We start from the raw sequence: 25,192 nt of genomic DNA on the forward strand, positions 1-25,192 counted from the left end.
GCGCCTGCCGTTCTGGAGCAATGCATGCATCTCGAAAGTCTGGCGGCCGCATCCGGCCACTCCTCCTTCGCTGGCTTGGCCGGCTTGTCCGCCGCTCAACAGAGTCTGTGGTTTCTGAATCAGTTCGAACGCGGCGGCGTGACGTATAACGTCCCGTTCACGCTGCGGCTGTCCGGCCGCGTCGACGCCGACGCGCTCGCGCGCGCGTTTGCCGTCGTGCAGCGGCGGCATCCCGCGCTCCGCTCCAGGTTCCCAAGCCTGGACGGCAAGCCGGCCGCGCGCATCGTCGATACCTTGGCCGGGCTGGAGCGGGCGGATCTGTCGGCGGATCCGGATCCCGAGATGCGGATTGCCCTGCTGGAGGATGAACAAGCCCGCTCGGCATTCGATCTGGAGCGCGACGCGCCTATCCTCGCCACGCTCGCGCGCATCGCGGACGACGAATACGCGCTGATCGTGACCGTGCATCACATCGTGTTCGACGGCCGCTCGGTGCAGATATTTCTGGATGAGCTGGCGAACGCTTACGAGGCGCTCGCCGGCGGCGTCGATCCGGACGCGTCGTCGCTTGCCGACGGCCTGCACCCCGGCGCCGCCGTCGGCGGCGCGGAGCTTGAGGCCGGCATTGAGCATTGGCGGAGCCGGCTAGTGGGCGCGCCGGCGGTATTGCCGCTGCCGCTGGACCATCCGCGTCCGGCGGAGCGGCGTTTCAACGGCCGCCGCGCCGTGTTCGACGTGCCCGCCGACGTGGTCCGCGCGCTCCGGGGCGTGGCCAGCGGGCGCAGCGTGTCGATGTATATGATCGGCCTCGCGGCGTTCGCCGTGTTGCTGCGGCGCTATACGCACGAGGGCGATGTGGTGATCGGCTCGCCGATCTCGAACCGTTACGAGCTGGATTGCGAGGACGCGATCGGCTATTTCGTGAACACCTTGCCGAACCGGATCGACGCGTCCGGTTCGCCGACGTTTGCCCAACTGCTCGATCGCGTGCGCGAGACTGTGCTCGAAACGCTCGAGCATTCCTATGTGCCGTTCGAGAAGATAGTCGAAGCCGTCCAGCCTCCGCGATCGCTCAGCCATGGGCCGGTGTTCCAGGTCTTGTTCGATCTGGCGGCGGAAGGGTTCTCGACCGCGTTCGGAGACGGGATAGCCGCGCGTTTTTACACGCTGGATTCCCGCACCGCGAAATACGATCTCAGCCTTACGCTATCGTTGGTCGGCGACGGCATGCGCGGCGCGTTCGAGTACGATTGCGACCTGCTCGACGACGCGCTGGTCGAGCGGATGAGCGATAGCCTGGTGCGGATCTTGCGCCGCTTCGCGGCCGATTTGAATGCGCCGATCGATGGCTTCCCCTTGCTGTCTCGCGAGGCGGCGGCGGTGATGCTGTCCCTGGCCAACGACGGCGCGCGCGATCCCGACGCGCCATTCCTGCCGTTCCACCGGGCGGTAGAGGAGGTCGCGGCGCGCGACGGCGATGCGATCGCGCTGGTTTACGGCGAGGCGCGCCAGACATACGCCGATGTCGACGCGCGGGCGACGGCGCTCGCCGGTCGCCTGCGCGCGTCCGGCGTCCGGCGTGGGGATCGCGTCGTCGTCTTGAGACGCTACGGGCCCGAAGTGATTATCGCTCTCCTCGCCATCCACAAGATAGGCGCGGTGTTTGTGCTGGTTTCGCCGGACGACGCGCGGCATGCGTCGCTATTGGACGATGTGGCGCCGGCCGCCGTCGTCGTCGCGAAGGCTGGCGACGGCGCGGGGTTTGACGGCCCGGTGATCGCGATGGACGAGGCCGACGGCGCCGAGCGCGCGCCGTTCGCGGCCGATGGCTGGGAGGATGAGGCGACGCTGCCCGACGACATCGCGTATGTCATCTTCACCTCCGGTTCGACTGGCCGGCCTAAGGGCGTCCAGGTTTCGCATGGCAGCTGGATGTCCTTGTTCCATGCCTTCGAGGCCGCCTACGGCCGCGCCGAGCTTGGCGTGACCGCCGTGCTGCAGATGGCGAACCACACCTTCGATGTGTTCATGAGCGACGTCATTCGCGGCCTGGGCGGCGGCGGCAGGCTGATCATGTGCCCGCGCGAAAGCCTGAGCGATGCGGCGGCGCTGCATGGCTTGATCGAGCGCGAGGGCGCGACGGTGATGGAGTTTGTGCCCGCCGTGGTCCGGCAGATGATCGACTACCTCGAACGCAGCGGCAAACGACTGCGCGCGCGCGCGGTCACATGCGGCGCGGACGTCTGGTTTGTGCACGAATATAGAAAGTTGCGCGCCTTGTGTGCGCCGGACACGCGGGTGCTGAGCGTATACGGCGTGACGGAGGCGACATGCGAAAGCGCGACGTTCGAACCGCAGGTGTCCTGGTATGAGTCCGAGCGCAGCCTGCCGATAGGCGCGCCGCTGCCCAACACGTCGATGTATGTGGTCGACGGCGCCTTGAATCTGGTGCCGCTCGGCGTGCCCGGCGAGTTGCTGATCGGCGGCGGCGCCGTCGCCTCGGGCTATCTGAACCGGCCGGAGTTGAACCAGGAGCGTTTCCCGACGGGTTCGTTCGACGCCGACGGCCGCTTCGCGTCCGATCCGAACGGCCGGCGTTTCTACCGCACCGGCGATTTGTGCCGCCATCTGGCGGACGGCACGATAGAGTTCATTGGCCGGCTCGACAATCAAGTGAAGGTGCGGGGCTTCCGGATCGAACTGGGCGAAATCGAGAGCGTTCTCGCCGATTATTCCGCCGTGCGCGAGTGCGCGGTGGTGACGCGTCCGGCGCCCGGCGGCGAGCTCGAGCTGGTCGCTTACGCGAGCGCGGCGGAAACGGCGGATATATTGTTGGCGCATCTGCGCGCGCGCCTGCCGGCGCATATGGTGCCGCGCGCATTGGTGCTGCTGCCGGCGCTGCCCCTGTCGGCGAACGGCAAGATCGATAGAAAGCGGCTACCCGATCCGGACTGGAATGCGACCGAACGCGTCTATACCGCGCCGCGCAATCCGCTGGAAGCGCGGATCGCAGAGGATTGGGAAGCGCTGCTGCAGACGACGCGGGTCGGCGTCCACGACAACTTCTTCGAGCGTGGCGGCCATTCGCTGCTGATCACGCAGACGCTGGCGCGCGTTCACGACGCGTTTGGCGTGAAGCTGCGGGTGGCGGATCTGTTCGAGCGTCCGACGATCGCCCAGCTGGCCGAAACAGTGATGCAGAAAATGATGGAGCGCGCGCAGGGCGGCGGCGCGGAGCGCGCCAGCGCGGCCATCTCCGAAGCGTCGGGGACGGAGCGGCGCCGCTTGTCGTTCGCGCAGCGGCGGATGTGGTTCGCGCAGCAAGCCGCGCCGACCTCCGCCTACAATATGCCCGAGGTCTTCCGCGCGCGCGGGCCGCTGGATCGCGCGGCGCTGGAGGCCGCGCTGAATCATGTGATCGCCCGCCACGAGACATTGCGCACCCGCTTCGGCGCGGAAGTGCAGACATTCGTCGACGACGCGGGCGCGACGCGCAAGGAGCCGCTTGCGCAAGTCGATGAACCGGCGCGGCTGGCGCTCGTCGCGGAATCCGTCGACGCGGCGAATCTGGACCAGCGGCTCGCGCGCGAGGCGGCCGGGCCGTTCGCGCTGGATCGCGAATGGCCGATCCGCGCCAGCCTGTGGCGCATGGCCGACGATGACCATGTGTTGTGCGTGGTGCTGCATCACATCGCCTATGACGGCTGGTCCAGCGCCTTGCTGCGCCGCGAGCTGGCGGCCGCCTATCGCGAATACGCCGGCGGCGGCGCGCCCGGCGCTTGCGCGCTCAAGCCGCAGTATCAGGATTACGCGGCCTGGCAGCGCGCGCAAGCCGCGACGCCAGGATTCGCGGAGTGGGTGGCTGCGTGGCGCGAGCGCTTGAGCGACCTCCCTCCGGCGCTGCCCTTGCACGAGCGCGCCGGCGCGACGGACGCCGACGACGCCGCGGGGGACTACGCCGGGTTTGAATTGCCCGCGGCATGCTCGGCGCAACTGACGCGGCTGTGCGAACGCTTGAGCTGCACGCCGACGATGGTGTTGCACGCGGCGTTCGCGGTGCTGCTGCACCGCTACACCGGGCAGGACGACATCATCATCGGCATCCCGTTCGCCGGCCGCGATCATCCGGACGCCGAGGCCTTGCTGGGCTTCTTCGTCAACCTGCTGCCGGTGCGGCTGCGGATGGAAGAGCCGATGCGGCTGGCGGATGCGGTCAAGGCAAGCCGGCGTGCGCTGCTCGACGCCGACGCCGGGCAGGCGGTGCCGCTCGACCATCTGGTTGAAACGCTGAATCCGGCGCGCGCGCCGGGCAGGCATCCATTCTTCCAGATCGGGCTCGTCGTGCAGAGCGCGCCGCCGGCTGCGCTCAATCTGCCGGGCCTGGCGGTGGAGGAGATCGCGCTCGCCTCCGACGAGGTCAAACTCGATCTGATGCTGGAAATCCGCGCGTTCGACGGCGCGCCGCTGGGCGGCGGCTTCAAATACCGCAAGTCGCGTTACGCGCGCGGCTTTGTCGACGGGCTGGCGCGCCACTTCGGCGAATTGCTGCGCAATCTTCTCGCCGACGCCGAGCAGACGGTTTCCGAAGTGCGGATGTTGCCCGCCGACGAATATCTGGCGTTGACGCGCGCGTGCAATCAGACGCGGCGCGATTTCGGCGCGGGCGGCGACGTGGTCGCGCAATTCGAGTCGCGCGTGTTGGCGGCCCCCGATGCCGTCGCGCTGGCGTTCGACGCGCGTCGCTGGACGTATGCGCAGCTCGATGCGCTGTCGAACCGGATCGCCGCCGCGCTGCTTGAGCGCGGCGCGGCGCCTGGCGCGAGGGTCGGCCTGTTCACCGGACGCCATCCGTATCTGGTCGCCGGCATGCTCGGCGCGCTGAAGGCGCGCTGCGCGTTTGTTCCCCTGAACCCCGACGACAAGATCGACGGCGGGCTGGGCTATACCATAGCCGATGCCGGCGTGCGGTTCTTGATCGCCCAGCGCGACATCGCGCCGCGGTGCGCGGCGTTGGGGCTGGCCACGCTTGTCGCCGACGACATCGATGATGAACGCTCGCCGGTCCCGCGCTTGCCCGGCATCGTCCGCGAACCGACCGATCTCGCCTATGTGCTGTACACCTCGGGCTCGACCGGGCGGCCCAAGGGGGTGATGGTCACCCAGCGCAATCTGCGCAATACCGCGAACGCCTTCGCCGAATGCATCGGCCTGTATCCGGGCGCGCGGCAACTGCAGTATTTCTCGCCGGTGTTCGACGGCGTGTGCGGCGAGGTGTTTCCCGTGCTGATCAGCGGCGCCACCCTGGTGTTCGCGCACGGCGCGCGGCTGTTGCCCGGTCCGGAGTTGCTTGAGCTGCTGCGCGCCGCGCAGATCACGCATCTGCAGATCACGCCGACCGCGCTTCGCCTGCTGCCGCATGCCGAGTTGCCGGATCTGGCGACCATCGTGGCGGCCGGCGAGGCGTGCCCGGCGAATGTCGCGCACGCGTGGGCGCAGGGCCGGCGCTTCATCAACGGCTATGGACCGACCGAAACGACCATCTATGCCTCGGCGACCGATTATTGGGATGCGCGCGGCTCGCTGGTGTTGAATCCGATCGCCAACGTGATGTTCTATGTGCTTGACCGTTATCGGAACCCGCTGCCGCATGGCGTGCCGGGTGAGCTGTATATCGGCGGAGAAGGCGTCGCGGCAGGCTATCTGAACCTGGACGAAGCGACCGCGCGCAGCTTTGTGCCGGATCCCTTCTCGTCCGAGCCTGGCGCGCGCTGCTACCGGACCGGCGATTACGTGATCCGCCAGGCGGATGGCAGCCTGGTGTATGTGGGGCGCTCGGACGGGCAAGTGAAAATCCGCGGTTTCCGCGTCGAGGCGGGAGAAATCGAAGCGCATCTGAACGCGTTGCCGGGCATCGAGCAAGGCATCGTGGCGGCGCCGCTCGATGCGAACGGGCATCGGATTCTGATCGGCTACTATGTGGGAACGCTCGAGGAGGGGGATGCGCAGGCCCAGCTCGCGCGGAAGCTGCCCGCGCATATGGTGCCGGAGCGCTTGGTGAAACTGCCCGAGCTGCCGCGCGCGCGCACCGGCAAAGTCGATCGCAAGGCGCTTGCCGCCTATTCCGACGCGCAGCCGACGCAGGCGGCGCCCGCGCCGGCCGTCTCGTCGCCGGCGACGACCGGCGAGCGCGTGCAATTGGGCGGCCGCAAGCTGCTCGCGCGTGTCCGGCGGATCTGGCAAGAGGTGCTTGAGCGCGACGATATCGAAGCGGATGGCAATTTCTTCGATCTCGGCGGCCATTCGTTGCGCATCGTCGAAATGCGCAAGCGCCTTGAGGATGCCTTCTCGACCCGCATCACGATTCCGGAGCTGTTCGAGCATCCGACATTGCGCGCGCTGGTCGCGCATCTGGAGCGCCTGCGGGTATCCATCGCGGACGACGCCGCACCCCAGCCTGCCGCCGAGGCGGCCGATGTCGTCGTGGCCGGCGATGGGGAGGCCCCGGCCATCGCCGATGGCGCGATCGCGGTGATCGGCATGGCGGGGCGTTTTGCCGGCGCGCCGGACTTGCAGGCGTTTTGGGACACCCTGATCGATGGCGCCGAATCGACGCTGCGCTTCAGCGAGGAGTTGCTGGCCGAGCATGGCGCCGACGAGGCGGCGCGCTCGCAGCCGGATTTCGTCAAGCTTGGCAACCGGCTTGAGGACGCGGACAAGTTCGACGCCGAATTTTTCGGCTACTCGGCCCGCGAGGCGGCGTTGATGGACCCGCAGCAGCGGCTCTTCCTCGAGTGCGCGTGGGCGGCGGCGGAAGCGGCCGGTTACGGCAGCGCGCGCGGCGCGCGAGTCGGCGTGTTCGCGAGCGCGGGCACCAGCCACTATTTGCTCGACAATGTCTATCCGCGCCGCCGCGAGCTGAAGCTCGAGAACATCCAATGGTTGCTTGGCAACGGCCGCGATTTCCTGGCGACGCGCGTCGCCTACAAGCTGGACCTGGCCGGTCCGGCCGTGACGGTCGAAACCGCGTGTTCGTCCTCGCTGGTCGCCGTTCACGCCGCGTGCGCCAGCTTGCGCTCGGGCGATTGCGAGATGGCGCTGGTCGGCGGCGTGTCGCTGGAGGCCGAGTACTATGGTTATCGGCCGATGCAGGGCAGCATCATTTCCGCCGACGGTTATTGCCGGCCATTCGACGCCGATGCGTCCGGCACGACCGGCGGCAGCGGTTGCGCCGTCGTCATGCTCAAGCCGCTGGCGAAGGCGATCGAGGACGGCGACCATGTCCACGCGGTGATTCTCGGTTCGGCGATCAACAACGACGGCGCCGGCAAAGTCAGTTATACCGCGCCCAGCGTCGCCGGTCAGGCCGATGTGATCGCGGCGGCGCTGCGCAACGCGCAGGTGCCGGCGGAGACCATAGGCTATGTGGAAGCGCACGGCACTGGCACGCGGCTTGGCGATCCGATCGAATTCCGCGCCCTCGCGCAGGCGTATGCGGCTGACGGCCGCTGGCCGGATGGCAGCTGCTGCGCGCTAGGCTCCGTCAAGGCCAACTTCGGGCATCTGGACGCGGCGGCCGGAATTACCGGATTTGTGAAGGCGGTGCTCGCGGTCGAGCGCGGCGAGTTGCCGCCGATGGCCAACTTCACCCGGCCTAACGCCGAGATCGACCTCGACGGCAGTCCGTTCTACGTCAATACCGACAGGCGCGCCTGGCCCGAGGCGCCGTGGCCGCGTCGCGCCGGCATCAGCTCCTTCGGCATTGGCGGCACCAACGCGCACGTGATCATCGAGGCGCCGCCGCGGCAACCGTCGCCGCTCGCCGAGGACGACGCCTGGCGCGTCTTGCCGCTGTCCGCCAAGTCGCCAAGCGCGCTTAGGCGCATGCGGCGCCGGCTCGCCGCGCATCTGAGAGCGACGCAGGCGCGGCTGTCCGATGTCGCGTACTCGCTTGGCGCGGGCCGCGCGCGCCTGCCGTTCCGGGACACGATAGTCTGCGCGACGCGCGAGCAGGCGCTTGTCGCGCTGGAGGCGGCATCGGAAACCCCGGCGCGCGAGCCCAGGGAGGACAGGCCGCTGGTCTTCATGTTCCCGGGGCAGGGCGCGCAGCATGTCGGCATGCTGCGGGGGCTCTACGAGCGCGAGCCGGTATTCCGCGAGGCCCTGGACGAGTGCGCGGCGCTGTTGCGCGCGCAATCCGGCCCCGACATCCTCGCCTTCCTTTATCCGGCTCCGGAGCGCGAAGACGAGGCGGCGGCCGCGTTGCGCGAGACCGAAGTCGCGCAGCCGGCGCTGTTCGCGGTCGAATACGCTTGCGCGCAACTATTGATCTCGCGCGGCGCGCAGGCGGACGCGCTGATCGGCCACAGCCTGGGCGAATTGGTCGCCGCCTGCATCGGCGGTTGCTACGCCTTGCCTGACGCGCTCGCCATTGTCGCGATGCGCGGCCGGCTGATGCAGCGCGCCGAACGCGGCGCGATGCTGGCGGTGACGCTGAGCGAGCAGGCATGCGCGAATTGGCTGGGCTCGGACGTGGAGCTGGCGGCCGTCAACGGCCGCGCCCAGTGCGTGTTGGCCGGCGGCGTCGAGACGATGGCGCGCTTGCAGCAAGCGCTGACCGACGCCGGTGTGCAAAGCCAGCCTATCCGCACCTCGCACGCCTTCCATTCCCGCCGCATGGCCGATGCCGCGCGGCAATTGGAGGCGTTTGTCGCGACGATTCCGGTGCAAGCGGGCGCGGTGCCGATTGTGTCGAACCGTACCGGTGACTGGTTATCGCTGGACGCGGACAAGCACGCCGCCTATTGGGCCTCGCATCTGCGCGACACCGTGCGCTTTGCCGACGGGATCGAGATGCTGCATGAAGCGTTCGACACGCCCATCCTGCTGGAGGTGGGGCCGGGACGGACCTTGCGCGCCGCCTTGGACGCGGATGCCGGCGAGTACGAAACCGCCGGTTGCGGCCGTCATCCGCGCGATCGCTCGGACGACGCGGCGATGTTTGAACATGCCGTCGCGGCGTTGTGGCGGATGGGCGCGCGGCTTGACTGGCCGCGTGTTCGCGGCGCCGATTCCGCGCGTCGCGTGCCCTTGCCGACCTATCCGTTCGCGCGCGCGCGGCACTGGATAGACGCGCCGATTGAACGCGGCGCCGCTCCGGCCCTGTACCGGCACTGGCGTCGGCTGGCTGGCGGCGGGCGGGAATACGCGCTGGCGCTGCTGCCGTCGCTGTGGCTGGTGGACGAGCACCGCGTGTTCGACGGCAAGCCGGTGTTGCCGGGCACGGGCTGCCTGGAGCTGGTGCGCGGCGCGTTCGAGCGCATGGGGCATGGACCCATGATCGAAATGCGCGATGTGTATTTCCCGGCGCCGCTTGTGCTCGACGAGGCGCGAGGCCCGCACGCGGTGCGGGTGACCTTCGGCGGCGAGGACGGCGCTGCGCAGGACTTTGCCTTGACGTCCGCGCCGCTGGACGACGACGGCGCCTGGATTATCCATGCACAGGGCAGGATCGCCGCCGAAGACCACGCGTCGACGCCATCGGCCGCTTTCGACCATCTGCGCGATTTGCGCGCCGACACGTTGGCGAGCGTCGACGCCCGCACCGCGCTCAATGAGCGACTCGCGCTGTTTGGACCTCGCTGGCGTTGTTTCCGCTCGATGTGGCTGGCGGAGGACGAAGGCGTCGCCCGCCTTGAGCTCGACCCCGGCTTTGCGGCCGACTTGGGGCGTTTCCCCTTGCATCCGGCGCTGCTAGACATGGCGACCGGCTTCCTGGCGGTGATGGAGAACCGCGGAGCGCGGCTGCCGTTTCATTACGGCAGGCTGTCCATCCATGCGCCGCTGACCGAACGGCTATACAGCCACGCGCGGCGAGTGCGGGAAAACGTTTACGACCTGACGCTGTTCGCGGCGGATGCCGCCGGCGGTGTCGGGCCGGCGTTGGCTAGCGTGGAAGGCTTCACCTTGCGCGACGAGCGACTGGACGCCGCGGCGGCCGACCGATCCGCGCCGGACGCGTGGTGCACGCGGCCCGCTTGGCGGCCGGCCTTGCCGCCGCGCGGCGAGGCGCTGCCGGCAACGGGATGGACGATAGTGGCGCGCCAGGCTGCCTGGCGCGAGGCGATCCAGCCCTTTGCGCCGCGAGACAGCGCATGGGTGGATGGCGAGCACGAGATCGCGCCGGGCGATGCCGATGGCTATGCCGGCCTTGTCGAGCGACAGCCGGAGCCGGCGCAATGGGTGTATTGCGCCGACGATGGCGACAGCCGCTCGGCGGGCGCGCTGTTCGACGATCTGATGCGGCTGTTGCAGGCGTTTGCGCCGAAGGCGCCTCACGGAACGGTGTTGACGCTGGTCAGCAGCGGAGCCTGCGCCGTGCGCGCCGATGACCGCCCGCGGCCCGCCCAGGCGGCGCTGGCCGGCGCCCTGCGAGCCGCGGCGTGGGAGTTTCCGCAGCTGCGTTGTCGCCATATCGATCTGCCGGCGCAGCCGGGCGCGGCCGACTACGCCGCGCTGGGCGACGCGTTGGCGCGCGCCGACGTCGGCGAGCGGACGCCGCTCGCGCCGACGGTGGCGGTGCGCGACGGCACATTCCACGAGCCGTTTTTCCGCGCGCTGCCGGCCCTGGAGGCGCCGCCGCGGCTGGTGGATGGCGGCGTGTATGTGATCACCGGCGGCCTGGGCGGAATGGGTCTGGCGTTCGCGGCGCACATCGCCAAGCATGCCGCGGCTCCGCGCTTGCATCTGGTGTCGCGCTCGGCGGGCGCGACGAAGCCGGAGGTCGAGGCCTCGCTGAGCGCCTTGCGCGAGCTGGGCACCGAGGTGACGCTGGTTCAGGCCGACTGCGGGGACCACGCCGCGTTTGCCGCCGCGCTCGCGGACATCCGCGCCCGTCACGGCCGGATAGACGGCGCGATTCACGCGGCCGGCGCCGAGGCCAGCGGGCCGATCCAGTTGGGCGCGCCCGCCTTGTGGGAGCGCGTGCTGGCGCCGAAGACGACGGGCGTCGAGGCGCTGTTGGACGCCTTGCGCGGCGAGCAACCGGACTTTGTCCTGCTGTGCTCGTCGCTGGCCTCGCTGGTTGGCGGCGTCGGGCAAGCCGACTACGCGGCCGCGAACGCCTATCTCGACGCCGCCGCGCATGCGGCGCGCCGCGACGGCCTGCCTGTTGTCGCGGTGAATTGGGATGCCTGGGCGGAGGTGGGCATGCGCGTCGAACATGATCGCGCGCACCCTGGTCAGACGCCGATCGACGCGGCGCATGGCCTGCTCGTCGCCGAGGGTTGCCGCGTGTTCGATATCACGCTCGCGCAGCAGGGCGCGCAAGTGGCGGTGAACAAGGCTGCCGACATCGATGCCTGGATGCGCCGTCTCGCTGGCGGCCCGGGCGCGCGCCGCGAGCGGGAGGGGGCGTCCGCGCCGGCGGAACACGCCGAACGACTTGCGCCGCGCACCGACATCGAGCGCCAGCTGGCCGAGCTGTGGCGCGAGTTGCTAGGCGGCGAGTTGCCGGGCGTGCGGGACGATTTCTTCACGCTGGGCGGCCATTCCTTGCTGGGCGCGCAACTGATCTCCCGCGTGCGGGAACGGTTTCCGCAATGCCTGACGCTGGCCGAGTTTCTCGATGAGCCGACGATAGAGCGGATCGCCCAGTCGCTTGGCGCGACCGAGGGGGCGGAAGACGCCGGGGATGCGGTGGATGCGCATGTGCGTTACTGCCTGGTGCCGGTGCAACGCGCGGGAGCCGGCGCGCCGTTCTTTGTCTTGCCGGGCATGGGCGGCAATGTGAACCAGCTATTGCCGTTGGCCAAGGCGATGGGCGGCGACCGCCCGTTCTACGGCTTGCAGTGTCTTGGCCTGGACGGCAAGGCGGAACCGCATGGCAGCGTGGAGGAGATGGCGGAGCACTACGTCCGTTGCATCCGTTCGGTCCAGCCGCATGGGCCGTATCTGCTCGGCGGCCATTCGCTGGGCGGCAAAGTGGCGCTGGAGATGGCGAGACTGCTGGACGCCGACGGCGAGCCGCCCGGTTTGATCGCGCTGTTTGATTCAGCCGCGCCGCCGTATCTGCGCATGGCCGCGCCGACCGATGCCCAAGTCGTCGGCTCCCTGCTCAGCATCTTCGGGCGCTATTCGGGCAAGCCGGTGGAGGTGACGCGCGCAATCCTGGAACGCCTGGAGGCCGCTTCGCACGAAGAGCGTCTCGGTTTCTTGAAGACCCAGCTCCAAACGCACGGCTTGATAGACGCGCGAGCCGACGAGGGAAGCATCCGGGGCATTTTCAACGTCTATCGGGCGGCAGGGGCCTTTGGCATGTCCTATGATCCGCCGAAGCAGAAGCTGCCATGGTCGTTCGTGCTGTTCCGCGCGGTCGATTCGATGCCGGCCGGCATCAATCTGCCGGAGATCCGGCAGACGCCCGCCTGGGGCTGGGAGGCGTTCAGCGCGTCGCAGGTCGATTACATCGATGTGCCGGGCGACCATTTCACCTGCCTGGCCGACGCGCACGTAGAGGCGATCGCCCAGCCATTGCGACAGCGCCTCGGGGACTTCGGCCTATGAGCGCGCGACCGGAGTGGAACGGAACGCCGCTGGTCGCGGCGGCGACCAGGCCTGCGATGGGTCTGGTCTTTGCGATTCTCGCCTTGGATGTGCTCGGAGTAGGCTTGGCGATGCCCGTGCTGCCGACGCTGATCGCGGGGCTGGCCAAGCTGTCGCCCGAGCGGGTTTCGCTGATGCTTGGCATCGCGATCGCGTCGTACTCGGCGATGCAGTTTCTGTGCGCGCCCTTGCTAGGCGCGCTCAGCGACCGGTACGGACGCCGCGTCGTGCTGCTGATCGCGCTGGTCGGCATGGCGGTTAGCAACTGGATCGTCGCGTTTGCCGGCGGCCTGGCGTCGTTGCTGATCGGGCGGGCGCTGGCCGGCGCCGCCGCGGCGAATGTGTCGACGGTGATGGCATACATCGCCGACGTCAGCGATGGCGAGCGCCGTACGCATCTGTACGGCAGCGCCGGCAGCGTCATCGCCGTCGGCCTGGTGGCCGGGCCGATCGCGGGAGGCTGGCTCGCATCGTTCAACCCGCATTTGCCTTTCGTGGCGGCAGGCCTGCTGGCCGCGCTCAATGCGCTGGGCGGCGCCTTGTATCTGCCGGAGAGCCTGCGGCCCGAGAATCGGCGAGCGTTCGATTGGCGGCGCGCTCAGCCGGTCGGCAGTTTGCTTGCCTTGTTCCGCAATCGCGCGCTGCGTCCGTATCTGTTGGCGTCGGTTTCGACATGGGCGGCATACGGCGTGTTCCAGAGTTGCTTTGTGCTGGCGAACGAGGCGCGCTATGGATGGAGCGTCGTCGACGCTTCCTGGGCGTTGGCGGCGCTCGCGTTCGGAATGGCGGTGTCGCAGCGGTTTCTCGTGCGTCGGTTGACCGCCAGGCTGAGCGGCCGGGCGATCATTGTGCTGGGTTATGGCTGCTGCTGCGGCGCGTATCTGTGCTACTTCGCGGCGGCGGCGCCCTGGCTGACTTATGCGGGGATTGCCATGCAGGCCCTGGGGCTGGTTGCCGAGCCGGCCATGCGCGGCGAGCTGTCGCGCCATGCTTCCGGTCGGCATCAGGGCGAGCTTCAGGGCGGGCTGGCATCGTTGTTGAGCCTGGTCGGCGCGGTTGCGCCTCTCTTCGGCGCGTCCGCGTTTGCCGCAGCGGTACGCGCGGGCGGCGGCGCGGCGGCCGCGGCGGGCTGGCCGTTTGCGATCGGCGCGGCGCTGTATGTCCTGGCCCTGGCGCCGCTGGCGCGGAGGCCGGCGACCGACGGCGCGGACCCGAGATAGCCGGGCCGATGCGTTGCGCGCGGCAGGGCCGCCTCGGGGCGGCTGGCCGCCGGCGCGCTGGGCGCGGGCGTTCAGATCAGGCCAAGCACGATGGACTTGACCACCGCCTGCAGCGTGTTGGACGCATTAAGCTTCAGCATCGCGTTTTTTAAATGGAAATAGACGGTGCGCGCGGATAGCCCGACGATGGACGCGACTTCCTCGGCGGTTTTGCCGAGGGCCGTCCAGCGCAGCATCTCCCGTTCGCGTTCGGTGAGGCTGCTGCTGTTGTGCGCCCATGACGACGCGGCGGGGAGCGTGATGAACTTCGCATGCAGCGCGCCGGCAAGCCAAGCGATGTACGGCGCCATGGTCGCCTTTTCCTCGGCCATCACCGGCGTGGTTTCGCGTCCCATGGAGAACAAGGCTGGGCTATCGGCGCCGATCCAGCTGCATTGCGTCAGAACAAATCGGGCGCCATCCGTCCATTCGGCGAGGCCTTTTTTTCTGAGCGCGGCATAGATGGGGCTACAGCCGGGGAACAGGTCGGCTTCCTTGTAATACCTGATCCAGGTCGCCGCTTGGGTGCAGTCGGAAAAGATGGCCGGCTCGGGGGCGGAGCAAATCGACCGGACTTCGAACAACCAGTGGGAAAAACCAATCTTCGCGACGGCGCGCGAAGCGGTATCGGCCAGATCTGGCAACGATGTTGCCTTTTCAATGCCATGATAAACGTCCTGCCATTCATTTAGCATGCTTGATCATCCGATGAAACTCTGGTGAATTTAGATCAGCGCCCTTTGGAACGTATCAGAGCCTGTTCAAAGTCTTTTTGTGCTCGGCGCGGCCCAGCCGGCGGGCCGGATGCCAGGCGGAGGGCGCGGGCCTGGGTCATCCCAGGGCCAAGCGTTGACGACGCGGCAGGTGGCCTGCCGGTTGGGCGGCCCATAGAGGCCGTTTTCCGCGCCCTGCATCCGGCAGACAACGGCCGCTGCCGCAAAAAGACTTTGAACAGGCTCTAAGAGAGGGCTTATTCATCTGATGGCTAAATTCTGTACCGAATCCATTTGTAAGTTATTGATATGCCAATGTATTATTAAATGTAATGAGTGGGATTAAGGTTGGTAATGAAGCGCCAGCGTTCCTCTATGGAAACCGCGTGGGCTCAGCTTTTTGCCATGGCCTGAAAATCAATTTCGCGCTTGGCTGTGGCCAGGCTATTTATGTCGTCACGGGAGTGTTGATAACGCGGTAAATATTCCTATCATATAAAGTTTTAATTAGTCGTATTTATCTCGGCATTCCCGCCAACCTACTGGAGCGGAGTGCGCGTATGCAGAAAGGCGCTGCTGACGACGGCGGATGCGTTGAAAGCCCATGAAGGCCATTTTATGGCAATGATAATGACGGATCGGTCAGGTTTTGTGCGTTGCTCCTCGGTTAATAGGGTGATTTGATGCCGCCACATCAAAATGAATTCAACTGGCATTGTTATTACAAAGGTAAATTTAACCGGCTTTCACTAGGATTTTAGCGAAAAGCAACTTAACCTTCATGGATATCATATGCTAAAACTAATTTCAAATGGATATTATTTATTGTAAATATTCCATGCCTTTCAGTTCCGCCGATTTTACCTGCTGCGCTTTATACATAAATCTGCAATAGAGGGCGGTCGAGCGGGGTTTTCGAGATTATGTAGTTTGTCATTGGATGGTGGCCTTGCCGCATCAGGCTGCTTGCTCATGGCTAGGATGAGGTATTATCATGGCCAAGCCTGGCATCAAACTGCCGGCGATTAAACCGATCAGCCAGTTTGGCTTTGCCCCTCTTATTTTCCGAGCGGGCTGCGCCTTATCGATAAACCGCTAAAACGCTAAGCGAAACCGCCGGCCTCGCATATGGCCAGGTGGGCGGTTTCATGTGTGCGCCGCTTAGCGGAAACGACTTTGCGTGGCTTGGTTTGGTAAATCCACGCATATAAGGGCTCGGTAAAATAGCCGGATGAGCAAGCCAGTTGGGAAACCGTGTTGAACCACCAACTGGAAGGACTATCAGCAAGCCCTGATCCACGGCGGCTCCTTGTCTATCCGGCTCGACACCAGCATGACCTGACAAACAAGACCGCGATGGACGCGAGGTCGAGCGCAGACCTGCCGCGATGTGGCGGCCATTCCGTTTGGTTTGACCATCAAGAACCGGTTCGGCCTGGCATGGCGACAGGCCATCGGTTTCATCCACGCGGCCCTGGACCGGCGCGTCCCGGACTACGGCACGCTGCGTCGGCGCCAGCAGATCTGGCCGCCCTCCGCGCCAAAGTCACCCCGCTTTTCTCCACCATCGCCTTCCGAAGGCATGACCCGGCATGGCGGCCCTCGTTGGAAACGCCGTCCTGGGGGGCGGTCAGCCTTGTGACGATAAACCGCCGATTTTGGCCAGTCGCGGGAACAGGGGTAGCGCGTTGCGGTGGTTGATCGCGGCATGTGCCGCCGGAGACAGCTCGGCGCATGCATCCAGCTTGGCGGTGAACGATGCCCCGACCGATGCCGGCGCGTAGGGGTAGTCGCTGCCGTACAGGATGTGGCCGATGCCGGCGAAGGCGGTCAGGCCGGGGAGGGTCGCCGGACTGGAGGACAGCGCGGTATCGAAGTAGAAGCGCTGGAACAGGCGCAGCAGTTCCTCGCTTGACGGGATATCGTCGCGTACGCCCGGGGCCAGTTCGGCGAAGCGATGGGACGCGTACGGCAGAAAGCCGCCGGCATGGGACAGAATGACGTTTATGTCCGGATGGCGGGTCAATGTGCCGTTCAGCGTCATCTGCACCGCGGTGCGGGTGGTGTCGAAGGGGTAGTCCACCAGCGGTCCGGGCATGCCGGCGATGGCGTCGATGCCGGGCTTGCCCGGGTGGATGAACACGGTGGCGCGCCGCCGATTCAGTTCGGCCCATACCGGTTCGAATGCCGGATCGCCCAGATATTGTCCGTTGTAATTGCTGAGCAGCACCACGCCGTCCGCGTGCAGCGCATCGAAAGCAAATTCGATCTCCCGCAGCGAGCCTGCTATGTCCGGCAGCGGCACGGTGGCGAAATTGCCGAAGCGGTCGGGATGGCATTCCACCAAACCGGCGGTGTATTCATTGACGCGGCGGGCCATGTCCAGCTTGGCTTGGCCGGACCAGCCCTGCACGCCGGGGGCGGTCAGCGACAGAATGCCGGTGGCGATGCCCTGGCCGTCCATGAAGGCGATGGCGCTTTGCGGGCTCCATTCCGGGCTTTTCCAACCGGAAGGGTCGCCGCCATGGGCGGGCAGGGCTTCAGCCCAGAACGGTGGGACGACATGCTGGTGGACATCGATGCGTTGAGTAGCGGTCATGGCCTTGTTCCTGATTGATGGCGCCGCGGCGCGGCGTCTGATGCTCAGCGTAGGCGGGCTTGAAAAATCACTCCAATAGATTAAATTTCAAGATTAATCATTTTTAGTGATGAGTTTGGACGCATGGAACTACGCCATCTACGCTATTTCCTGACGCTTGCCGACGAGGGCCATTTCGGCCGGGCCGCCGAAAAACTGCATATCGTCCAGCCGGCATTGAGCGCCCAGATCCGATCGTTGGAAGAGGAGCTGGGCGTCACGCTGTTTGCGCGCAGCACGCGCAAGGTGGAGTTGTCCGACGCCGGACGGATTTTGTTGATCGAAGCCAGGCGGACGGTGGAGCAGGCCGAGCGCGCCAAGAGCGTGATGCGCCGCGCCGCGCGCGGCGAAACCGGCGTGGTGAGGATAGGTTTCGTCGGCAATGCCGTCGCGGCGGGCCGTTTGTCGGACGATTTGCTGGCCTTTCATGCCGCCTGGCCGGATGTGGCGGTGGACTTGCATGAAATGGCGCCGGCGGCGCAGTTGGAGGCGATTCTGTCGGCTATTGCCCGCAATTGGGCCATTCGCTTCCGGCCGGCTTGCAGGCCAGGCCGGCGGGGAGCTGGCATTGGGAGGTGGCGATGGGGGCGCGGCATGCCTTGGCCGCGCATCGCTCATTGCGCGTGTCCGACTTGCGGGAGCAGTCGTTCATCGTTTATGCCGCCGATGGCGACGATGAGGGGCAGTTGCTGATGTTGCGCCAGCTATTGGGCGACGAACCGCGCATCGCCTATAAGGTGGGCAGCACCATGTCGGTGCTGGCCTTGGCGGCGGCGGGCTTGGGCCTGGCCCTGGTGCCCGCGCCGGTGCGCAAAATGGCGGCGCCTAATCTCGTTTATCGCCGTCTGACGGAGCGCTCGCCGCTGGTGTCTGAATTGGCGGCGATCAGCCGGGCCGGCGGCGAGTGGGGCGCGGCGCAGCGCTATCTGGACATGCTGGATGGCTGAGTATGCGCGCAAGTTACGCTGGTGGACCGCGTTTGGCGTACGGATGAAATCCATTACGCTACGGCAAAATCGATGGGCATGATCTTGGCAATCGTGTCCGATTATGGTTCTTGGCGGTAAGGCGCGTGGGAGTATGAGTTGGAGCGGTCCGACCCCGGCAGGTCATTCCTCCCTATCATTGGATGCGTGCCAGCGCCGCGGCCAAGGCTGCGGATGCGCGGTACAACGGCACATGACCGCGCTGCAGGATCTGGGTGTTGCGCTGGTAGGCGACGCGGAGAATGTCGATGCGCATGCCGTCCATTTCGGCCTCCACCCGCGCGCGCAGCAAGCCCGCTGGGTTGGCCAGCGCGATCTCGGTGCGGAAATCGTCGTTTTGCGCCGGCAGTTCCATCGCCGCGAGTTCATGCGCAATGGTGCCGGGCACCAGGCAGGCGGAGGCGATGCAGCAGGCGCCGGACACCGCCAGCGACGCATGGGCCTGCTGCGGCGTGAAATAGCGCACGCACAGCCTGGCCTCTCCGTGGCCGGGGGCCAGAATGGCGACTTTGGGCAGGGTTTCGCTGAGGGCAAGCTCCCGTTCGTCCAGCAGGCGGCCGGATGCGTCGCGCAAGCGCATCTTCAAGGCCGCCTTCACCCACAGACGGCGTAAAGCCGCCATGAAGTCCGGATCGGACTGCAAGTCGGCCGGGGACTCCTGCGCCGTCTTGCCCAGATCGGCCGCGCGGATCAGCACCATCGGCACCGCCACGTCGACGCAGCTGACTTCGACGCCATCGATGACATCGCGTGCCGAGCCTGTCGGCAGCAGCTGTCCCGTCTTGGCTCCGACCGGATGGTTCAAATACAGGTGGACTTCCGGCCAAAGCCCTTCGACGCCTGGAATGGCGGCGCTTCGCAACCGCTGGTCCGCCTCCATGCTCATGCTGGCGTCGCTGATCACGCCGGTGTTGGTGTTGCGTATGCGAATCCGACACAGGCCATCGGCATCGGGGTTGAGCCAGCCCATGTCCAGCGCCCACAGCGGCAGGGCCGACGACAAATTGCCGCAGTTGACACGCCAATCGATCGCATCGGTGTGCGCGGCGAGTTGCGCCAGGGTGCTGATCAACCGGAATTGTCCGTCGGCCTCTTCCTGATCGACCAGAAACACCTTGTTGCTCGTCGGCGTGCCGCGTCCCAGGCCGGTCAGTTGCTTATTTCCCGGCAGTTCTCCATGCAGGGGGACGCCCATCAGATGGCGAAGCAGTTCGTCGCGCAGCGCCGGCTCTTCAGGGATGAGCGCGCCGGGTAGGACAAGCCCGCTGGATGTGCCGCCGCGCATCAGATGCACCGGGTAATGCCAAATGCCGAAGGCACGGTAAGGGCGAAGGGTGGGAGAGGGCGGCTTCATCTGCGGCTTCATCTATGGCTCCAATACCGTATTTCAGGGCGGGACGATGGCATGGAACAAGCATGCCATATCATTCTGATGCGCGCCGCGTCTGCAAACATCGATTGATCAGCGGCGACGTCGGCCCCCCGCTGGCGCCGTGACCTACCGCCTTCGATGCGCTTGGGCGGCCGCTCATCCGCCTCTGACGCTTCGGTCGGAGCGAGCGGCATGACGGTTCATCATACGGCTCCGAGTGCAGCGCCGCCATGCTTGCCGTTTGGCGTCATCGCCCGCCTGGCGGCGCGGCCCATATTTCTCGTCAACTTAATGTGATTGAGCTGAGACAAACTTTCATGCCAATGCGATTGAGAAATGATTCGCCGGAATCTAAAACAACAATATGGCGAATGAGAAACGGGTGAGCGCGATGAGACGAGATTTCATATTGTCCGATCGTCGACGACGGTCAATCCGTTTGGCGCTCAGCGCCTTGTCCGCAGTCGTTCTGGGAGCGTGCGGCGGCGGGTCCGGCGGCGGCGCGGATATCAATCTTCCCCCCATTATCGAGGGCAAGGTCAGCTATGACTTCGTTCCCACCTCCGCGACGACGAACGACGACGGGACAAGCCAGGGCTACCTCGACTATGCGAAGACCACGCAACTGCCGGTGCGACACGCGCTGGTCGAGCTGGTCTCGGCCAATGGCGGCGCGATACTGGGCACGACGAGCACCGACGACAGCGGCGCTTATTCCATCGCGGTGCAGGCCGGAGAGCAGGCGTATGTACGCGTCACGGCACAGGCGTCCGAAGGGCCGGCCGGTACGCCCAATTATCTGATCAGGGTCCGAGACAACACGGCGCCGGAGTACCTGGCCGCGCCGGGCACCGCGCCTATCTACGCGATGCGCGGCGGCGTCTTCACCACCGCTTCGCGGTTTACGATAGTCAATTTGAACGCCGGATCCGGCTGGACCGGCGCCAGTTACGGCGCGACGCGCACGGCGGCGCCGTTCGCGATCCTAGACCAGACCGTGACCGCCGCGCAGAAGCTGCACCAGGCCGCGCCGGATGTGCCCCTGCCCGCGCTCAATGTGTTCTGGAGCGTGAACAACCGGCCGGATTCGGACACTTCATCGAACGACGCCGACGACGACAGCTCCGGCAACGGGTCCAACAACAACGCCGGCCTTATCGAGACCAGCCATTATGAAGGAAGAGGCGCGGGCACCGGCCTGTATATTCTCGGCGCGGAAAACGTCGACACCGACGAATACGATTCGAGCGTGATCGTGCATGAGTATGGCCACTATGTGGAAGGTAGCGTTTCGCGTTCGGACTCCGTCGGCGGCCAGCACGGCAGCGGCAATGTGCTCGACATGCGCGTCGCCTTTGGCGAAGGGTTCGGCAACGCGTTTTCGTCCATCATGCGGGGGACGCCGGCCTATACCGACACCGCCGGTCCGAAGCAGGGGCGGATAAGCGTCTATCTGCAGCTGGACCGGGTGCCGTCGTACGAGGAACACGCCTGGTACAATGAATCGGCGGTCGGCAACTTCATTTATGAAGCCAGCCAGGCGGCCAGCATCGGCTTCACGCCGATGTACCGGGCCTTGCTTACCGGGGAGAAGACGACGCCGGCGGAGACCAGCATCTTTTCATTCGCCACGGCTTTGAGGCCCGGCCTGTCCGACGCGGGCAAGCAGGAACTCGACCGGCTGCTTGCCGCCGTCGACGTCCAGGGGGGCGCTCAGCTCGACGAATGGGGAAGCCAGACCAGCTTCCCGGGCGATCCGGCCGACGCGAACCCCGCCGTGTATCCGGTCTATGTCTGGCTGGCGCCCGGCCAGACCGTGACGGCCTGCACGACCAACCAGTTCGGAACAGACAACAAGCTGGGCAACCGCCGCCATCTGCGCGTCACGATTCCCGCCGCGGGCGGCTACTTCTTCCTTGCCACGCTGAAGCCGGGCGACACCGGGGTCAACGACTATTACTTCTATCCGTTTGTGATGGGCCAGCCCTTGGCGTCGGTTGGCGGCTTGTATGATTTTCCGGCCGCAGGAGACTATGCCGTCGACGTGGCATCGAATGCGGACCTCGATCCCACGACGCCTGCCGGCACCGAGCCGCGCTGCATCGACGTGACGATGTAATCGGCCGTCCGGCAATGTTAAGGAGGACGCGATGAAAAGGATTTTACTGATGCTTGCGGTCGTGTCGCTGCTCGGTGCGCAAGCGGCTTTCGCGCAGGCGAGTGTTTCCGCCGCGAAGAACTACGGCGGCATTCGGGTCTGGGCCTCGGCCGCGCGCGGTTCCGCGGGCAGGCCGATCAGCGTGGACGTGCACTATGCCGGACTTTCGGCATCCGGCGGCGCGCAGGTGACGTATACGACCGAAGGCGCGTTGACGCTGTCCGGTCCGGCGCAGAAAACCATCGCGCCAAACGGCAAGGGCGGCTATGACGACACGGTCGTCGTGCAGGCCGCGTCCGATGGCGCCTATTTTCTGAACGTGTTCGCCACCACCGCGGCCGGAACCAGCATCATTTCCGTCCCGGTGACGGTTGGCGCCGCCGTATACAAGCCGCGCTCCGCCGCGGGCGTCCGCGCGTCGGCCCCCGGCGGCCAGCGCGTGATCGAAATGCCGGCGCAGGAAACGCGGCGATAAAACCGTCTTGAAGCGTCTCGGCCGTCGGCGGGAATCGTTTACTGCGGCCGCGCCACCCATCCGAAGGCCATCTGCACTTCCCCGGACGCGCATTCGAAGGCCTGATCGATGCGTGCGGCGTCGCCGCCCGCCATCTGCAAATCGGCCTTCAAGCGCGCGCCGATGCCGGACAGGGTTTCCGTCACGTCGGCGCCGCGGTGGTTGAACCGTTCCAGCAGCTTGTGCAAGGGGTAGTGCTTTTGGGCCACCGCCGAATCCTTGCCGGCCAGATAATTGCGCCCCACCGTTTCCGCCAGCGAGCAGCCTTGCCGGTCGAACAGGTAATCGACGTCGTTGAAGCGCTCCGGCTCGAACTCGGCGGCGTCGAACTTGGCGCGGCCGAAGTCTATCGCCTTCAGGAACACGGCGCCGTCTTCCTTGCGTTCCGCATGCACCAGCAGATTCTGCATGTGCAAGTCGCGGTGGGACAGCTGATTGCAATAGAAGGCTCTGGCCATGTCCACCAGTTGGGCCGCCACGCTCTTGGCCTGGTTCGGCGTCAGCGTGGGCAGGGCCTGGTCCAGTTCGCGGCTGTTGATCTGGTCCCGGTCGTACAGCGGCACCTGGGCGTAGGCGAATTTGCCGTTGGCGTCCTGCGGCGCGTTTATCTGCCGCTGGGTGGAGATGTAGTGCTGCAGATCCGGGCGCGATTCCGCGTATTGCTGCAGGCGGTCTTCGCGGATGAAGTCCTCGCGGCCGATAGCATCCCGGGCCTGCAGCACGCCGGTGCCGGCATGGAAGCGCTTGTGCACGCCGCCGGAGCCGAAATCGCTGTCCTTGAGCTGGTTCACTTGCTCCGGGGAGACCTCCCGGCGGTGCTCTTCCAGACTCAACACCGGCTTTTCCAAGTGTTCCGCGCCGGTGGGCTGGCCCATGCGCGCCAGAATCATGTCCCGCGCCGCCGGCGTCACCTGCTCCGTCCTGACCGGGTGGCCGCTGATGCAGTAATCGAGCCGGTAGCCATCCTGTTCCGGCGACACCGCCACGGTGAACAGCGTCCGGTTGTTCGGCGTGGCCATCTGGGCCAGCTGATTGAAGGCGTAGAACGATTGGGAAGGGCCCCGCCAGGTGTTCGTCAGTTCGAACAGCGCATTCAGGGCTTCCTGTTTTTTCTCGGAGCGGAACAAGTCCTTGAACTTGTCCCACAGGCCCATATGCGTGGCGGTTTGCTTGTCGCCGCTCATCATGCGGCTCACGCGTTCATTGCTCAGGGAAAACGCCGTTTGGCGAGTATCGAGGCTGATCGAGGTGGACATGTGTTTTGACCTGTTGGCAGAGTTCGAGGGAGCGGTAACCAGTTGTCTGGACGCCGGCCGGTTTCGAGGCGCTGCTCGATCCCGGCCGACGGCGACGACGCTTAGGCCATGTCCTTGGTCGCGCTTTGCTGCTGTTCCTCGGTTTCGAAGTTGACGTAGCCGTCCGGGAACTTGAAGTGGGATTCCATCGCGGTCCAGAAGTCCTGGTTCTGCGCTTGCGAGCGGTCCCAGATCCGTTCCGCCAGCGATTGCGGGTCATTGCGCATCCGCTCCGGCTCGCCCTGATGCACCACGGCGTCCACCTGGCCGCGCAGCGCGTTGGGGCCGGTGCCTTCGATGGTGCTCTTGTTGGGGCGGCTGAAATAGCGGTCGCCGACAAACTGGTTGCCGCGCATGCCCTGGTAGTCGTTGCCTATCTTGTCTATGAAGTCGGCCAGCATCTGGCTGCCGGGATGGCTGGCCAGCAAGGCGTTGGCGAAGTACGGCGTCGAGCTGCCGCTGGCTTCGCGCTTGCCTTCGGCCAGACCGACCAGCATCAGGTCCGGATGCGCGTGTAGGGCGCCGCTCAGCGCTTGAGTGCATTCCAGGTCGATGTCGGCGTAGACGCCGCCGTAGGTATGCAGGATTTCGTAGCGGGCGATGTCGGAGGCGGCCGGGTAGGCGCCGTTGCGGCCGACGATTTCATGCTGGTAGGCGTCGCGGTTTTTCAGCTGGAGATCGCTGGGATCGCTCAGGTCGCGGATGCGGATATTGCCGCGGTCGGCGAACTGCTCGCGCAGCGTCTGCAGCGCGTCGGTATCGCGCGGGCAGTCTTCGGCGCAGCGGTCCCAGGCCTTGACGGTTTGGTCCAGTATCAGCCGGTCGGCCTGCAGAAACTTGTCGTCGTTGCCGTGCGTCTGTTGCTGGAAAACCTGCAGGACCTTGGCCGCGTTCTCCGGCGTGACTTTGCCGCCGTCGGGCAGCAGCGCCTGAGACAGGGCCTGGTTGCCTTTGGCGCCCAGTTCCTTGTTCAGCTCGCCCAGCGCCTGTTTCTGCGCGGCGCGGTTCAGCGCGGTGTCCGGCTGTTGCAAGGTGGTCTTTACCTGGCTGAACAGGCCGCGGAACAGTTTTTCCTGCTGGTACTGCTTGGCGTCCGGGAATAGCGCGTTGACCTGCTCCCTGACTTCCTTGTTTGCCGCGTAAGCGCCGAATTGTTTGGAATCCACCCAGAGATTGACCGTGCTGTCCGGGTTTTTATCGGACCATTCGCGCAGGTATTGCTGCTGGCTGGATCCCGGTTTGGAGCCGACCCAGACCATGTGAATTTCCGACGGCACCGCCTTGAAATCGCCTTTGTCGTAAACCTGGGAAAAGCCGCGGTTTGCCTGGGTCGATTCCACGCCGGAAGGGGAAGAGAGATTTTGCGGGCGAGCGTTTACTGCCGAATTCACAATCATGTCAGCTCCTGCAATCAAGGACGAAAAGAAGTGAGTGCATTTAAACGCAGCCATAAATCAATCGCTTACAAAAAGCGCTCACCGAAAACCTTTTTACTATAAAGGTCAAAATGCGGACGCCGCCGCCGCGGAGTTTCAAGCCCGGGGCGGACGGGAATGGCGGCGGGAGGGACGATGAGACCGGTCGGAAAGGAGGGCGTGTTGCCGGCCCAGGCCGTTTTCTGCGCCGGCGGCCGACGGAAGACGGCCGTGGCCGGCGA

The 25,192-nt window shown here is 66.0% G+C and carries 11 protein-coding genes and 1 pseudogene; 7 read left to right on the forward strand and 5 right to left on the reverse strand.

Annotated features, from left to right (window positions below; all coding sequences use genetic code 11):
* The first annotated feature begins 24 nt into the window (after window positions 1-24).
* Together CXB49_RS01545 and CXB49_RS01550 are read left to right on the forward strand one after the other, a co-directional pair.
* The gene (locus CXB49_RS01545) at window positions 25-12,561 is read left to right on the forward strand and encodes a hybrid non-ribosomal peptide synthetase/type I polyketide synthase (RefSeq protein WP_101710563.1); all 12,537 of its coding nucleotides are present in this window, start codon (window positions 25-27) and stop codon (window positions 12,559-12,561) included.
* Window positions 12,558-13,820, forward strand: a complete 1,263-nt coding sequence (locus tag CXB49_RS01550; RefSeq protein ID WP_101706774.1) for an MFS transporter — start codon at window positions 12,558-12,560, stop codon at window positions 13,818-13,820. Before CXB49_RS01545 ends, CXB49_RS01550 begins: the two co-directional genes overlap by 4 nt.
* Before the next feature lie 71 nt (window positions 13,821-13,891).
* Here the strand turns inward: CXB49_RS01550 and CXB49_RS01555 are convergent, their stop codons facing one another.
* Window positions 13,892-14,554, reverse strand: a complete 663-nt coding sequence (locus CXB49_RS01555) for a LuxR C-terminal-related transcriptional regulator (RefSeq protein ID WP_101706775.1) — start codon at window positions 14,552-14,554, stop codon at window positions 13,892-13,894.
* A 1,381-nt stretch (window positions 14,555-15,935) separates the two neighbouring features.
* Between CXB49_RS01555 and CXB49_RS24390 the strand changes: the two are divergent.
* Window positions 15,936-16,214, forward strand: a pseudogene (locus tag CXB49_RS24390) (transposase); the annotation flags it as partial.
* Here the strand turns inward: CXB49_RS24390 and CXB49_RS01560 are convergent.
* A complete protein-coding gene (locus CXB49_RS01560; RefSeq protein ID WP_101706776.1) occupies window positions 16,203-17,171 on the reverse strand; it encodes an amidohydrolase family protein in 969 nt (322 codons plus the stop codon). The pseudogene CXB49_RS24390 and the gene CXB49_RS01560 sit on opposite strands and share 12 nt — an antisense overlap.
* 123 nt (window positions 17,172-17,294) lie before the next feature.
* Between CXB49_RS01560 and CXB49_RS01565 the strand changes: the two genes are divergently transcribed.
* Together CXB49_RS01565 and CXB49_RS23855 are read left to right on the forward strand one after the other, a co-directional pair.
* Window positions 17,295-17,903 (forward strand): LysR family transcriptional regulator, encoded by a 609-nt coding sequence (locus CXB49_RS01565; RefSeq protein WP_199406761.1) that lies wholly within the window; start codon window positions 17,295-17,297, stop codon window positions 17,901-17,903.
* A complete protein-coding gene (locus CXB49_RS23855) occupies window positions 17,792-18,157 on the forward strand; it encodes a LysR substrate-binding domain-containing protein (RefSeq protein ID WP_369826530.1) in 366 nt (121 codons plus the stop codon). Before CXB49_RS01565 ends, CXB49_RS23855 begins: the two co-directional genes overlap by 112 nt.
* Before the next feature lie 175 nt (window positions 18,158-18,332).
* On the opposite strand, the gene CXB49_RS01570 is transcribed toward CXB49_RS23855, so the two are convergent.
* Window positions 18,333-19,562 (reverse strand): PrpF domain-containing protein, encoded by a 1,230-nt coding sequence (locus tag CXB49_RS01570; RefSeq protein ID WP_233492910.1) that lies wholly within the window; start codon window positions 19,560-19,562, stop codon window positions 18,333-18,335.
* A 370-nt stretch (window positions 19,563-19,932) separates the two neighbouring features.
* Here CXB49_RS01570 and CXB49_RS01575 point away from each other — a divergent pair, with 370 nt between their 5' ends.
* Together CXB49_RS01575 and CXB49_RS01580 are read left to right on the forward strand one after the other, a co-directional pair.
* Complete coding sequence (locus CXB49_RS01575; protein WP_158300579.1) at window positions 19,933-21,687, forward strand: hypothetical protein; 1,755 nt, start codon at window positions 19,933-19,935, stop codon at window positions 21,685-21,687.
* 31 nt (window positions 21,688-21,718) lie between these two features.
* Window positions 21,719-22,201, forward strand: coding sequence for a hypothetical protein (locus CXB49_RS01580; protein WP_158300580.1), 483 nt, complete (start codon window positions 21,719-21,721; stop codon window positions 22,199-22,201).
* A 38-nt stretch (window positions 22,202-22,239) separates the two neighbouring features.
* Here the strand turns inward: CXB49_RS01580 and CXB49_RS01585 are convergent, their stop codons facing one another.
* Entirely contained in the window at window positions 22,240-23,496 is a 1,257-nt protein-coding gene (locus CXB49_RS01585; RefSeq protein ID WP_101706779.1) for a hypothetical protein, read from the reverse strand.
* A 101-nt stretch (window positions 23,497-23,597) separates the two neighbouring features.
* Window positions 23,598-24,794 (reverse strand): TcdA/TcdB catalytic glycosyltransferase domain-containing protein, encoded by a 1,197-nt coding sequence (locus tag CXB49_RS01590; protein ID WP_233492911.1) that lies wholly within the window; start codon window positions 24,792-24,794, stop codon window positions 23,598-23,600.
* Window positions 24,795-25,192 lie beyond the last annotated feature (398 nt).

The organism is Chromobacterium sp. ATCC 53434, assembly GCF_002848345.1.
GTDB lineage: Bacteria > Pseudomonadota > Gammaproteobacteria > Burkholderiales > Chromobacteriaceae > Chromobacterium.